The sequence below is a fragment of the Acidovorax sp. GW823-FHT02H02 genome, from assembly GCF_058797075.1.
In genome coordinates, this window is sequence record NZ_JBXAJH010000003.1 from 334,541 (window position 1) to 348,636 (window position 14,096).

Here is a 14,096-nt window from a genome sequence, read left to right on the forward strand (position 1 = left end):
TGCAGCGCTGTAAAGCTCAGGGCTGGTTTTTTGCTTCCGCGGTGACCCGGCGGGCCCCGTCGAACCGGCGTTGCCAGTAGGACTGGCGCATGTCTTCGACCCGCACTTCGCTGCCGGTGCGGGGCGAGTGGATGAACTTGCCGTCGCCCACATAGATACCCACATGGCTGAAGGCGCGGCGCATGGTGTTGAAGAACACCAGATCGCCGGGCTGCAGTTCCTTTTTATCGATCACCTGGGTGCTGGCAGCCTGCTCATCGGCCCTGCGGGGCAGGATCTTGCCCACGGTTTTCTCGTAGACGGCGAGCACGAAGCCGCTGCAGTCAAAGCCGGTTGCCGCACTGGTGCCACCGCGGCGATAGGGTACGCCAATGAATCCCATGGCGTTGCTGAGCAGATCTGCGGTGCGGTCGGCGACCACATGGGCTTTGTCTGCCACGGAATGGCGCACGTCATCGAGCTGGGTCAGCAGGCCTTTATCGGCCAGAAAACGCTCGATATCTTCGGGGGATGCCGCTGCAGGGGCAGCTTGGGCGGCAGAGGCAACGGTGAGGAGTAAGGCGATGAACCAACGGGACATGGGTGCGGAGAGTAACACGCTTTTCTTACAGGCCAGGAATCGGGTGTTCTGCGCAAGTTGTTGATTTGAATCGTTTTCCCGTTTCGGCGGCGGCATTTACGGTGTAGGCTGCTGTCCATGCATATCGAGACCAGCGAACCCCGGGACATGCCTGCTGCGCCCGTTTCCACCCAGATTCCATCCCAACTCGCCCTGCGCCGCGTGGCCATCGACACCTGGCACGAAAACGTTGCCTACCTGCACCGCGATTGCGCGATGTACCGGGCCGAGGGCTTTCAGGCGCTGTCCAAGATCGAGGTGCGCGCCAATGGCCGCCACATCCTGGCCACCGTGAACGTGGTGGACGACACCGCCATCGTGGGCTGCCATGAGCTGGGCCTGTCAGAAGACGCCTTTGCCCAGCTGGATGTGGAAAACGGCCACACCGTGTCGGTCACGCAGGCCGAGCCGCCCGAGTCCATGGGGGCGCTGTTTCGCAAGATTTCTGGCGAGCGCCTGACGCGGGCGGATTACGCGGCCATCGTGCGCGACATTGCGGGCCACCACTATTCCAAGATCGAGCTGACGGCCTTTGTCGTGGCCTGCCACCGCGATGAGCTCGACCGCGAAGAGGTGTTCTTCCTGACCGACGCCATGGTGGCCAGCGGCCGACGGCTCGACTGGCATGAACCGCTGGTGGTGGACAAGCACTGCATCGGCGGCATCCCCGGCAATCGCACGACCATGCTGGTGGTGCCCATCGTGGCGGCCCATGGAATGTTGTGCCCCAAGACATCGTCACGCGCCATCACCTCGCCGGCCGGCACGGCCGACACCATGGAGGTGCTGGCCAAGGTGGAGCTGCCGTCCGAGCAGCTGGCCGATATCGTGCGCGACTACCGCGGCTGCCTTGCCTGGGGTGGCACGGCCAATCTTTCGCCGGCCGACGATGTGCTGATTTCGGTGGAGCGCCCGCTGTCCATCGATTCGGCCGGGCAGATGGTGGCCTCCATCCTGTCCAAGAAGGTGGCCGCCGGCGCCACCCACCTGGTGCTCGATATTCCCATCGGCCCCACGGCCAAGGTGCGCTCCATGCCCGAGGCGCAGCGCTTGCGCCGCCTGTTTGAATATGTGGCGCGGCGCATGGGCCTGTCGCTGGACGTGGTCATCACCGACGGGCGCCAGCCCGTGGGCAACGGCATCGGTCCGGTGCTGGAGGCGCGCGACGTCATGCGTGTGCTGCAAAACGACCCCGATGCGCCCAACGACCTGCGGCAGAAATCCTTGCGGCTGGCGGGTCGCCTGATCGAATGCGACCCCGACGTGCGCGGCGGCGACGGCTACGCCATTGCGCGCGACATTCTCGATTCGGGCCGGGCCCTGCGGCGCATGGAAGAGATCATCGCCGCGCAGGGCAGCAAGGGATTCGATCACCTGCATCCGCAGCTGGGGCCACTGACCTTCGAGGTCTGCGCACCCGCCAGCGGCACCGTGGTGGGCATCGACAACTTCCAGATCGCCCGTGTGGCCCGGCTGGCGGGCGCACCCAAGGTGCAGGGCGCGGGCGTGGACCTGTTGCACAAGCTGGGCGCCACGGTGGCGCAGGGCGATGTGCTGTACCGCGTGCATGCCGGCTACCCCGCCGACCTGGAGTTTGCCCGGCAGGCCAGTGTCCGGGACATTGGCTACCGGCTGGGCGCTGCCGACGCCGTGCCCCAGGTATTTGTGGAGTTCTGACCATGTTGGCTGACCCATTGCAGGCCTGCCTGCTGCATTTCGATGATGAAACCGATGCCGCCGGGCGACTGGCCCAGGCTGCGCAATTGCCCGTGAAGATGATCGAGCGCCACCGCTTCCCCGATGGCGAGCTCAAATTGCGGCTGCCGGTGGACGGGGCAGGGCGCCTGCCGCCCCGGGTAGTGCTGCTGCGCAGCCTGCACGATCCCAACGAGAAACTGGTCGAGCTGCTGCTGGCAGCCCGCGCTGCGCGCACCCTGGGCGCACGGCACATCACGCTGGTGGCACCCTACCTGGCCTATATGCGGCAGGACATTGCCTTCGCGCCCGGCGAGGTGGTCAGCCAGCAGGTGGTGGGCGGGTTTCTGGCCGGGCTGGTGGATGCCGCCATCACGGTCGATCCGCACCTGCACCGGGTGGCGACACTGCAGGAGGCGATGGCCGTGCCCGATGCCATCGCGCTCAGCGGGGCCGAGCCGCTGTCCGACCTGATCGCCCAGCGGCGCCCGCACGCCTTGCTGGTCGGGCCCGATGGCGAATCGGCCCAGTGGATAGCCCAGGCCGCCGCGCGCCATGGCTTTGACCACGCGGTCTGCACCAAGGTGCGCCACGGTGACCGGGATGTCACGATCGAGCTGCCACCCATCGCCGCCGCAGGGCGCGCCGTGGTGCTGCTCGACGACATGGCCAGCACCGGCCGCACCCTGGCGCTGGCCACCCGGCTGCTGCGGGCGGCAGGGGCGGCGTCGGTGGACGTGGCCGTCACCCATGCCCTGTTTGCCGGCGATGCCCTGCAGGCGCTGAACGACGCCGGTGCAGGCGAGGTTTGGAGCACCGACTGCATTCCCCATGCCAGCAACGCCGTGGCCATGGCCGAACCCCTGGCGCAGGCGCTCCGGTCGCTGCTGCAGCGCCGAGGCGGGCTGCGACAATCAGCGCCTTTGCCGTGAACTGGCCCGTTTCTGAAGGACACCATGCTGCTCGACGCCTCTGAATCCCAACTCGTTCTGGTGGACTACCAGGAACGCCTGATGCCGGCCATCTTTGAAGGCCCCGCCGTGCTGGCCAATGCGCTGCGCCTGGCCCAGGTGGCCCGGCTCATGGAGGTGCCCGTGTGGGGCACCGAGCAGAACCCATCGCGCCTGGGTGGCAACGACACTGCGCTGCGCGCCCTGTGCCAGAACACGCTGGCCAAGATGCACTTCAGCGCCGCCGAAGAAGGCCTGGGCGAATGGCTGCGTCCACCCGCCAAGCCCCAGCAGGGCGGCAATGCCCGCAGCCTGCCGCGTCATCTGCAAAAACCTGCCCAACAGACGCCCGAGCGCGGAACCATCGTCATCGCCGGCTGCGAGGCCCATGTGTGCCTGCTGCAGACCGCGCTGGACCTGATCGAGGACGAGTTCGAAGTGTGGGTGGTGACCGACGCCTGCAGCTCGCGCACCGAGCGCAACCGCGATGCCGCTTTCGACCGGCTGGCCGGTGCGGGTGCCGAGCTGGTGACCACCGAGATGGTGGCGTTTGAGTGGCTGCGCAGCTGCGAGAACCCGGTGTTCAAGGACGTTCTGGCGCTGGTGAAATAGGGCGGCTGATCTTTCAGCCTCTTCTGGGCCTCCTGCGTTGATACAGCAGGCGCTGCTAGCTATCCAATAAATAGCGTATTGATTTCGTTTGTGCGTCAGCTTCCCGCAAGCCCGTCATGAATAATTATGAATTCAAAACCTGCAGCCCCTGCAGGGCGAGAGATGCCGAGGAGACTCCCCATGCCCAGCTATGCCGACTTTTACCGCCAGTCCATCGACCAACGCGACACCTTCTGGGCCGAGCAGGCCGAGCTGATTGACTGGCAGACGCCACCCCGGCAGATCTGCGACTACAGCAACCCGCCGTTTGCGAAGTGGTTTGTCGGCGGCACCACCAACCTGTGCCACAACGCGATCGACCGCCACCTCAAGGACCGCGCCAGCCAGCCGGCGCTGGTGGCCATCTCCACCGAAACCGATACCGAGCGCAGCTACAGCTTTGCCGAACTGCATGCCGAAGTGCAGCGCATGGCCGCCGTGCTGCAGAGCCTGGGGGTGAAGAAGGGCGACCGCGTGCTCATCTACATGCCCATGATCGCCGAGGCCGCCTTTGCCATGCTGGCCTGCGTGCGCATCGGTGCACTGCATTCGGTGGTGTTTGGCGGTTTTGCCTCGGGTTCGCTGGCTTCGCGCATCGAGGATGCCGAACCCGTGGCCATCGTCAGCGCCGATGCCGGCTCGCGCGGCGGCAAGAGCGTGCCCTACAAGCCGCTGCTGGATGAAGCGATCGCGCTGTCCAAGCACAAGCCCACCGCCGTGCTCATGGTGGACCGGGGCCTGGCACCCATGGCCATGCGCGCCGGCCGCGACCACGACTGGGCGGCGCTGCGCGCGCAGCACCTGAACGCCGCCGTGCCCTGCGAGTGGGTGGAATCCACCCACCCCAGCTACACGCTCTACACCAGCGGCACCACCGGCAAGCCCAAGGGCGTGCAGCGCGACACCGGCGGCTACACCGTGGCGCTGGCCGCCAGCATGAAGCACATTTTTGATGCCCAGGCCGGCCAGACCTACTTTGCCACCAGCGACATCGGCTGGGTGGTGGGGCACAGCTACATCATCTACGGCCCGCTGATCGCCGGCATGACCACCATCATGTACGAGGGGCTGCCCACGCGGCCCGACGCGGGCGTGTGGTGGAGCATTGTCGAAAAATACAAGGTCACGCACATGTTCTCGGCCCCCACGGCGGTGCGCGTGCTGAAAAAGCACGACGCCTCGTGGCTGCAGAAATACGACGTCTCCACCCTCAAGGCCCTGTGGCTGGCCGGCGAGCCGCTGGACGAACCCACGGCCCAGTGGATCAGCGACGCGCTCTCGGTGCCCATCATCGACAACTACTGGCAGACCGAGACCGGCTGGCCCATCCTCACGCTGGCCAACGGCGTGGAGCAGCAGACCACCCGCTTTGGCAGCCCCGGCAAGGCCATGTATGGCTACAACGTCAAGCTGATCGATGAATCCAACGGCGAAGAATTGACCGCCCCCAACCAGAAGGGCGTGGTGGCCATCGAAGGCCCACTGCCGCCCGGTTGCATGCAGACCGTGTGGCGCGACGATGAGCGCTTCGTCAACACCTACTGGAAGAGCATTCCCGGCCGCCTGATCTACAGCACCTTTGACTGGGGCATCCGCGATGCCGATGGCTACCACTTCATCCTGGGCCGCACCGACGACGTGATCAACGTGGCCGGGCACCGCCTGGGCACGCGCGAGATCGAGGAATCCATCTCGTCGCACCCCAACATCGCCGAAGTGGCCGTGGTGGGCGTGGCCGACAGCCTCAAGGGCCAGGTGGCCATGGCCTTTGCCGTGCCGCGCGATGCTTCGGGTCTGGTGGACGACGCCGCGCGCCTGAAGCTCGAAGGCGAGGTGATGAAGCAGGTGGACAGCCAGCTGGGCGCCGTGGCCCGCCCCGCGCGCGTGTACTTCGTGACGGTGCTGCCCAAGACGCGCAGCGGCAAGCTGCTGCGCCGCGCTCTGCAGGCCGTGGCCGAGCGCCGCGACCCGGGCGACCTGACCACCATGGACGACCCGGCAGCGTTGCAGCAGGTGAAAGACCTGGTGGGCTCCTGAACCTTGTGCCCGATGGGGTGCAGAAGCTATCAAAAAATAGCTGCAAGCGCTTGATGATCAAGCGCTGCAGCCGTTTCTATAGCAAATAATCCTCCGAGTTCTGACGCTGCCACTCGGCGGGCGGCTGCCAGCGGTTGGCCCATTCGATGAAGGCATCGATGGGCATGGGGTGCGCAATGCAATTGCCCTGGGCATGGGCACAGCCGAGTTGCAGCAGCAACTGGCCCTGGGCTTTGGTTTCCACGCCCTCGGCGACCACCTGGTAGCCAAACGACTGGGCCAGGCCGATTACCCCCTGCACGATGGCCCGGTCCCCCGGATCGGCCATCATGCCCCGCACGAAGCTCTGGTCGATCTTCAGCGTGTCCATGGGCAGGCGGCGCAGGTAGGTGAGCGATGAATAGCCGGTGCCGAAGTCATCGAGCGAGATGGCCACGTCCAGCGCGCGCAGTTCGGCCAGCGTCGCAGCGACGGCGGGCAGATCGTACAGCGCCGCACTTTCGGTGATTTCCAGCTCGACCAGCCTGGGCGCCAACCGGGGATGTCGGGCCAGGCACTGCACCATCCAGGCAGCAAAACCGGGGTGCTGCAGTTGCTGGGCCGAGATGTTGATGCTCACGGGTATGGCCAGACCCGCATCCAGCAGGCGTTCCAGCTGCGCCAGTGCCGCTTCCACCACCCACTCACCAAAGTCGATTTCCAGCGGGGTGCCGTCCAGCAGTGGCAAAAAGGCGGCGGGAGGCAGCAGGCCGCGTTCGGGGTGCTGCCAGCGTGCCAGCACCTCGGCCCCCACCACCTGACCCGTCTGCATGACCACCTTGGGCTGCAGAAACAGCACGAATTGCGCCTGTGCCAGCGCCTCGCGCAGACGCAGGCCCTGTTCGCGCTGCTCACGCCGGGCGCGCTCCTGGGCCGCGTCGAACTGGTGAAACCGGTTGCGCCCCGCCTGCTTGGCGGCATACATGGCCTGGTCCGCATGGCGCAGCAGGGTGTCGGCGTCCGCATCGTCCGAGGGAAACATGGTGTAGCCGATGCTGGCTGTCACGGCCACCCGCTCGGTATCGAGCGTGTAGGGCGAGGAAATGCTTTCCATCAGGCGTTGCAGCAAGCGTTCGCCATCGGTGTGCGAGGCCAGGCCCGGCAGGAGGATGGCGAATTCGTCACCGCCCAGTCGGGCCACGCAATCTTGCGGGCGCAGCGCACGCGCGAGCCGGCCCGCCACCACCACCAGCAATCGGTCGCCCGCACCGTGGCCCAGGCGGTCGTTGACGGGTTTGAAGCCATCCAGGTCCAGGTAGGCCACCCCCAGCTGGGTGCCGTGCGCCCGGGCCTGGGCCATGCTGTCCTGCAGCCGGTGGGCCAGCAGAACGCGGTTGGGCAGGCCCGTCAGGGCGTCGTAATGGGCCAGCCTCTGCAGCAGCTCTTCCTGCTCGCGCTGTGGCGTGACGTCAATGGTGACGCCGAGCATGCGCGCAGGTGTGCCGGCACCGTCGTGGCCGATGATCTTGCCCAGGTTGCGGATCCAGCGGGCGGTTTGCTGGGGCCGCATCACTTTCCAGGTGGCATCGAACGGGGTGGCCGGGTGGGCGCAATGGCGCGCCACTTCCGCCGCAATGCCGGGTAGCGCATCGGCGGCCACCGCCGTCGTCCAGTGCACGGCCGGCGCCCCGGCATCGTAGGAAGTCACGCCGCGCAGCTCGCGCCAGCGCGCGTCGCCGCTGACCATGCCGGTCTGCAGATCCCAGTCCCACAGGCCCAGCGCAGCGGCCGAGAGGGTGAGCGACAGCAGCGCCTCGCGTTCGCGCACCTGCTCTTCGCTGCGTTTGCGATCGGTGATGTCCTGCAGCGCAAACAGCCAGCAAGCCTGGCCATCGAACTCCGTGGCAAGCATCGACTGCAGTGCCGTGTGCTCCTCACCGGTGCGCGTGCGCATCTTGACCTCGAAGGCGTTGATCTGGCCGGTCTGCCGGATCGCCTCTATCAGGCGGGCGCGTTCCTGCGCCTGGAAAATACCCAGTTTGACGGCCGAGCTGCCCACCGCCTGCGCACGCGTGAAGCCCAGCAATTGCTCCCACGCAGGGTTCACTTCCACATAGGCACCGTCGCTTTGGCGCGTCATGCCCATGGGGTAGGGCATGAGGCGGAAGATGCGCGAGAACCGGTCTTCGGACTGGCGCAGCTGCTGTTCGGAACGCTTGGCCGCATCGATGTCCTGTACCACACCGCGCATGCCGATGACCTTGCCATCTTGCAGCACCGGCTCGCCACTGGCGCTCACCCAGGCCTGGCGGCCATCGGCACGGATGATTTTGTGCACCAGGCTCCATGCGGCCTGGTGCGCGAAGCAGTCGCGCATCTTGCTGCGCAGGCTCTCCTGCCAGGCGGGCGCCACGAACTGCTGGATATAGTCCTTCGGCGGCAGGGTGCCGGGGGGCAGGCCGTGGATTTCGCAGCAGATCTCCGACCAATAACCCGTGCCCTTGCCGCGCGTGTTCTCCCAGGCGCCCAGGCGCGCCATGCGGCCGGCCTGCTGCAGCAGATTGTTGAGCGCCCGCAGCTCATCGCTGGTGCGCTGCGCCTCTGTCATGTCGTGAAAGACAAACAGGAAACAGTTTTCCCCGTCCACCACGATGGGCCGGGCCGACATCAGGCCCGGCACGCGCACACCCTGGCGCTGCGCCACCATGGGCAGGCGGTCCACCTTGCCCTCGCGCTGGTAGGTGGCCAGCATGCGCGCGCGCTCCTGGCTCGACGCCCAGATGTTGAGTTCGGCAGACGTGCGCCCCAGTACAGCGCTGCGCTCTGCACCGAGCAGTTCGCAAAACGCCGGATTCACGTCGAGATAGCGCCCGTCCGATATCCGCGAGATGCCCGCGGGGTCGGGCAAGGTCTGGTAGATGGTGGTGTATCGGGCTTCCGATGCGCGCAGCGCGTCTTCGACATCGTGCTGGGCCGTGACGTCCACGGCCATGCCCAGCAAGGTGAGGGGGTGGCCGGTGGCATCGCGTTCGCCCACCAGGCCCCGCGAGATGACCCAGCGCCAACGGCCCGCCGTGTCGAGAACACGGAACTCGGCCTCGTAGGTGTCCAGTTGCCCGCGCATGGCACGCGCTATCTTGTCGGCAAGGCGCGCGGCATCGTCGGGGTGCCGCCGGGCGTGCCAGCGGTCCCAGGCATCGTCGGTGTCGGTGGCATCCATGCCGAAGGCGGCATAGAAGCGCCCATGGCATGCCAGCTTCTGGCGCCGGATGTCCCATTCCCAGTGCCCGCCGCCCAGGGCATCCAACGCCAGGCTCATCTGCTGTTCGCGCTGGCGCAGGTGCTGGTTGGCCTGCTGCAAGGTGGCTAGGCTGTCCTGGGGGGCTGGCGCAAGATCCATGCGCCGAGTTTAGGTCCGTTTCGCGGCCTGCGCGGGGGCGCGTGCGGCCCCGATCAGGCCGGTGGACAACATGGTTCCGCACACGATGACCAGCCCGCAGCCGATCATCCAGGGCGTGATGTCCTCATGCAGGAACACCGCGCCGTACACCAGGGCAAACACCGGCGCCAGAAACGTCACGGCCAGCGCGCGGCTGGGGCCGGCGTGGGCGATGAGGCGAAAGTAGAGGATGTAGGCAATACCCGTGCAGAGGATGGCGATGGCCACGATGGCCGCCCAGGCGCGCAGCCCTGGCATGGTGGCGGGCCAGAACCACAGCATGGGCACGAACAGCCCCAGCGCCGCCCCGAGCTGGCTGCCCGTGGCTGCAGCCAGTGGCGGCACCCCTGCCAGGTAGCGCCGGGCAAAGCTGGCGGCCACGGCATAGCAGGTGGTGGCCCCCAGGCAGGCGGCAATGGCCCAGGGTGCTGCATCCGATTGGATGCCAGCGCCCCCTGGTGCACGCCATGCCAGCAGCGCCACGCCCACGAAACCGATGCCCAGGCCCAGCCAGCGCAGGCGGTTGATGCGGTCGCCCAGCCAGACCCATGCGACCAGGGCGCCAAACAGCGGCACTGTGGCGTTGAGAATCGAGGCCAGCCCCGTGGTGATGTGCAGCACCGCCCAGGAATACAGGGCGAACGGGATGGCGGAATTGACCACGCCCGATAGCAGCACCGGCTTCCAGTGCCGGCGCAGCTGCGGCCACTGGCCCTGGTACAGCAGGAGGGGCCAGAGGAACACCGTGGCCAGCAGCACGCGCAGCCCGGCCGTGGGCAGCGGCCCGAATTCGGACGCCCCCAGCCGCATGAACAGAAACGACGCCCCCCACAGGGCCGCCAGCAGCAGGAACTCGCCCAGCCAGGCCGAAACGGGTTGGGTGGCCGGCGCGCTCATGCCAGCGCCTGCGCCGGACGCAGCGCAGCGCCCTCCAGCTGCAGCAGCGCGCTCTTGCGGTCCAGGCCGCCGGCGTAGCCCGTGAGGGCGCCATCCTTGCCCAGCACCCGGTGGCAGGGCACCACCACGCTGACGGGGTTGCGCCCCACGGCGGCCCCCACGGCGCGCACGGCGGCCGGGCGGCCCAGCTGCTGGCTGAGCGCGCCGTAGCTGGTGGTGCGGCCGCAACCAATGGACAGCAGCGCACGCCATACATCCTGCTGGAACGGTGTGCCGCCCGTCAGGTCGAGCGGCAACTCAAACCGGGTGCGCTCACCGCGCAGGTACTGCTGCAGTTGGTCGACAGCCGCCACCAGCACCGGGTGCTGCGGGTCTTGCGGCCAGGCATGGGGCCCGTCGAGTTGCGCGGGCAGATGGCGCTGGCCATCAAACCACAGGCCGGCCAGGCCCTGGGGCGAGGCGGCCAGCCGCACGGTGCCCAAGGGGGTATCGGTGCGGGTCTGCACGGTAGCGGGGTGAAATTGCATGGTCATAAGAGTTTAGGTGAAATTATCATCAATCGCTTGCGGAATAAGCGTTAATAGCTATTTATTTAATAGCATTCGCATGACTGCCCGCCGCCCAGGCACGCACCACGGCATAGCTGCGCCAGGGTTGCCAGGCCCGCGAGGCTTGGGCGGCCGCGCGGGCCGGCTGGGGCTGGGCCTGCACGCCCATGGCCTTTTGCAGGGCCACGTCGCCGGCCGGAAACGCATCGGGCCAGCGCAACACGCGCATGGCGATGTACTGCGCCGTCCAGTCGCCGATGCCGGGCAGGGCGCACAGCGCCGCCGTGGTGGTGGCCACATCCGCGCCGCCCTGCAGCAGCAGCTGGCCTGCATCCACCGCCTGTGCCAGCGCCACGATGGCTGCCTGGCGCTGGCGCACGATGCCCAGCTGCCCCAGCGCCTCGCCGGTCGCCTGCGCCAGCACCGCAGGGGCAGGAAACAGCCGGGTGAGTTCGGGCCAGGGCGTGGCGATGGGCTCGCCAAAGCGCTCCACCAGCCGCTGCCCGAGCGTGCGCGCGGCCGCCACGGTGATCTGCTGGCCCAGCACGGCGCGCACGGCCAGCTCGAAGCCATCGAAGGCGCCGGGCACGCGCAAGCCATCGCCCTCGGGGAAAAAGGGGTGGAGCACGGCGTTGATGGCCGCCGGTTCGGCGTCCAGGTCGAGCATGGCGCGCACACGGCGTATCACCTGCGGCAGCACGGGGTACAGGCTGTCGCTGGTCTGCACCAGCACCTGGTGGCGGGCGGGGTCGAAGCGGGCGTCCAGCCAGCCGCAATGCGCCTGTGGCCCGGCAGCGCCCTGGCTTTGCAGGCGCACCGTGCGGCGCAGCACCGGAGTGGCGGCGTCGCCCGCCCATTCCACGCCGAGGAACTGGCGGCGGGAAAAAAAATCCAGCAGGGCCGGCACATCCAGCGGCGGTCGGTAGGCCAGCCGCAGCGTGGCCACTGCCACGTCTGTGGACTCGCCCGCGGGCCGGACGCCGCCACGACGCAACTGGGTCGGGTTCAGGCCATAGTGCCCGGCAAAGGCGGCATTGAAACGGCGCACGCTGGCAAAACCGCTGGCCAGGGCCACCTGGGTGACAGGCATGGGCGTGTCGGTCAGCAGCTGCTTGGCCGTCAGCAGCCGCCGCGTCTGCAGGTATTGCAGCGGCGACACCCCCAGGGCCGCTTCGAAGATACGGCGCAGGTGCCGGTCGCTCACGCCCAGGCGGGCGGCCAGCCGCGCCACCGTGGCGCCGCGCTCATCGCCCGTGGACCAGGCCTCGGGGGCATCGAGCAGCCGCACGGCCTGCTGCACCAGGATGCCGCTGGCGTCCTGCACCGACCACACCAGCGCCTGGGGTGCCAGCTCGGGCCGGCAGCGCAGGCAGGGCCGAAAACCCGCACGCTCGGCCTGTGCGGCCAGCGTGAAGAAGCGGCAGTTTTCGCGCCGCGGCGTGCGCACGGCGCAGACCGGGCGGCAATAGATGCCGGTGGATGTGACACCGGTGAAAAACCGCCCGTCAAAGCGCGCATCCCGGGCCTGCAGGGCGCGGTAGCAGCCGTCATCGGCCGGCAGGTCGATCGATGGATCGATCAGGGTGTCGGCCGGTGTGGCGGGGCGTGGTACGGGCAAGGTCATGGGGGCCATGATAGGCCTGCCGCGCCAGCCGAACTGGCCGTTTTCGGACCTGTGCCTGCAATGCAAGGGCGGTGGTGAGGGCACCCCTACAATGCAGCGAACATTCGACCTCTCTCCCAGCGAAAGACCCTCCCGTGCAACCCACACCTGCCATCTTCAAGGCCTACGACATCCGCGGCATCGTCCCCTCCACCCTGAATGAAGAAGTGGCCCTGGGCCTGGGCCGGGCCTTTGGCACCGCGGCGCGGGCCGAAGGCCAGACCACGGTGGCCGTGGGGCGCGATGGCCGGCTGTCCGGCCCGACCATCAGCAGCGCCCTGGTACGCGGCCTGGTGGAGGCCGGCATCGAGGTGATCGACGTGGGCCTGGTCACCACGCCGCTCCTGTATTTCGCGGCCAGCACGCTGTGCGCCAGCGGCATCCAGGTCACGGGCAGCCACAACCCGCGCGATTACAACGGCTTCAAGATGGTGCTGAACGGCCGTGCCATCTATGGCGACGAAATCCAGGCCCTGCGCCACACCATGGAGGCCGAGAGCTGGCAGCTGCTGCCCGGCGGCAGCGTGCGCCATGTGGATGTGCTGCCGGCCTATGCGCAGCGCATCACTGGCGATGTGAAGCTGGCCCGCCCCCTGAAGATCGTGGTCGATTGCGGCAACGGCATTGCCGGCGCCTCGGCCCCGGCCATCTTCCGCGCGCTGGGCTGCGAGGTGACCGAACTGTTTTCCGAGGTGGACGGCAACTTCCCCAACCACCACCCCGACCCCAGCAAACCCGAAAACCTGCGCGACCTGATTGCCGCCCTGCAGGCCGGCGACGCCGAACTGGGCCTGGCCTTCGACGGCGACGGCGACCGGCTGGGCATCGTCACGCGCGATGGCTCCAATATCTTCCCCGACCGCCAGATGATGCTGTTCGCGCAGGATGTGCTCAGCCGCGTGCCGGGCGCGCCCATCCTGTTCGACGTGAAATGCACCCAGCGCCTGGCGCCGGCCATTGCCGCCGCAGGCGGCCAGCCGGTGATGTACAAAACAGGCCACTCGCTGATCAAGGCGCGCATGAAAGAGCTCAGTTCGCCCCTGGGCGGCGAGATGAGCGGCCATATCTTCTTCAAGGAGCGCTGGTTCGGCTTTGACGACGGTACCTACGCCGGCTGCCGCCTGCTCGAAATCCTTTCGCGCAGCGCCGACCCGGGCGCCGTGCTCAACGGCCTGCCCACCAGCTTCAGCACGCCCGAGCTCAACGTGGCCTGCGCCGAAGGCGAGCCGCACCGTCTGACGGCCGAGCTGCAGGCACTGGCCGCCGAGAGCTTTGCGGCCCCGGCGCAGATCAACACCATTGATGGCCTGCGGGTGGACTGGCCCGATGGCTTTGGCCTGATCCGCGCCAGCAACACCACGCCTGTACTGGTGCTGCGCTTCGAGGGCCACACGCCCGAGGCGCTGGCCCGCATCGAGGCGGCCATGCTGGCCCTGCTGCACCGTGTAAAGCCCGATGCCCAGGTGGGCAGCGCGGCGCACTGAAGTGAAACACCCCCCTGAGTCGCTTCGCGCCTTCCCCCCGCTCTCGCAGCGCTGCGCGCTGCGGGCAGGGGGACGCAGCCCTCGCTGCGGGGCGGCCCTTGCTTGGCTGCCTCGGCCTTGGGCCGCGCCAGTTT

10 protein-coding genes are annotated in these 14,096 nt (G+C 67.8%); 5 read left to right on the top strand and 5 right to left on the bottom strand.

Translation table 11 applies throughout. The annotated features are described in order from the left end of the window. Window positions 1–16: 16 nt before the first annotated feature. Window positions 17–580, bottom strand: a complete 564-nt coding sequence (locus AC1RDS_RS05180; protein ID WP_287878001.1) for a C40 family peptidase — start codon at window positions 578–580, stop codon at window positions 17–19. 147 nt (window positions 581–727) lie between these two features. On the opposite strand from AC1RDS_RS05180, the gene AC1RDS_RS05185 reads away from it, so the two are divergent. The 4 genes from AC1RDS_RS05185 (at window position 728) to AC1RDS_RS05200 (ending at window position 5,952) form a co-directional block, all read left to right on the top strand. Further along, window positions 728–2,296: a thymidine phosphorylase family protein gene (locus AC1RDS_RS05185; protein ID WP_348682645.1), complete on the top strand. Its 1,569-nt coding sequence runs from the start codon at window positions 728–730 to the stop codon at window positions 2,294–2,296. Window positions 2,297–2,298: 2 nt separating this feature from the next. Next, on the top strand, window positions 2,299–3,246 hold the full coding sequence (locus tag AC1RDS_RS05190; RefSeq protein ID WP_348682621.1) for a ribose-phosphate diphosphokinase: 948 nt from the start codon (window positions 2,299–2,301) through the stop codon (window positions 3,244–3,246). Between the two features lie 24 nt (window positions 3,247–3,270). After that, window positions 3,271–3,876, top strand: coding sequence for an isochorismatase family protein (locus AC1RDS_RS05195; protein WP_287877959.1), 606 nt, complete (start codon window positions 3,271–3,273; stop codon window positions 3,874–3,876). Window positions 3,877–4,056: 180 nt separating this feature from the next. Continuing rightward, window positions 4,057–5,952, top strand: coding sequence for a propionate--CoA ligase (locus AC1RDS_RS05200; RefSeq protein WP_348682623.1), 1,896 nt, complete (start codon window positions 4,057–4,059; stop codon window positions 5,950–5,952). A 76-nt stretch (window positions 5,953–6,028) separates the two neighbouring features. On the opposite strand, the gene AC1RDS_RS05205 is transcribed toward AC1RDS_RS05200, so the two are convergent. From AC1RDS_RS05205 to AC1RDS_RS05220, 4 genes are all read right to left on the bottom strand, one after another. Then, entirely contained in the window at window positions 6,029–9,331 is a 3,303-nt protein-coding gene (locus AC1RDS_RS05205) for a sensor domain-containing protein (RefSeq protein ID WP_348682625.1), read from the bottom strand. A 9-nt stretch (window positions 9,332–9,340) separates the two neighbouring features. Beyond that, entirely contained in the window at window positions 9,341–10,267 is a 927-nt protein-coding gene (locus AC1RDS_RS05210; protein WP_092698926.1) for a DMT family transporter, read from the bottom strand. After that, window positions 10,264–10,794: a methylated-DNA--[protein]-cysteine S-methyltransferase gene (locus AC1RDS_RS05215; RefSeq protein ID WP_092698973.1), complete on the bottom strand. Its 531-nt coding sequence runs from the start codon at window positions 10,792–10,794 to the stop codon at window positions 10,264–10,266. Before AC1RDS_RS05215 ends, AC1RDS_RS05210 begins: the two co-directional genes overlap by 4 nt. Before the next feature lie 61 nt (window positions 10,795–10,855). Further along, entirely contained in the window at window positions 10,856–12,439 is a 1,584-nt protein-coding gene (locus AC1RDS_RS05220) for a DNA-3-methyladenine glycosylase 2 family protein (RefSeq protein ID WP_092698975.1), read from the bottom strand. 134 nt (window positions 12,440–12,573) lie between these two features. Between AC1RDS_RS05220 and AC1RDS_RS05225 the strand changes: the two genes are divergently transcribed. Then, window positions 12,574–13,962, top strand: a complete 1,389-nt coding sequence (locus tag AC1RDS_RS05225) for a phosphomannomutase/phosphoglucomutase (RefSeq protein WP_492226703.1) — start codon at window positions 12,574–12,576, stop codon at window positions 13,960–13,962. The last annotated feature ends 134 nt before the right edge of the window (window positions 13,963–14,096 follow it).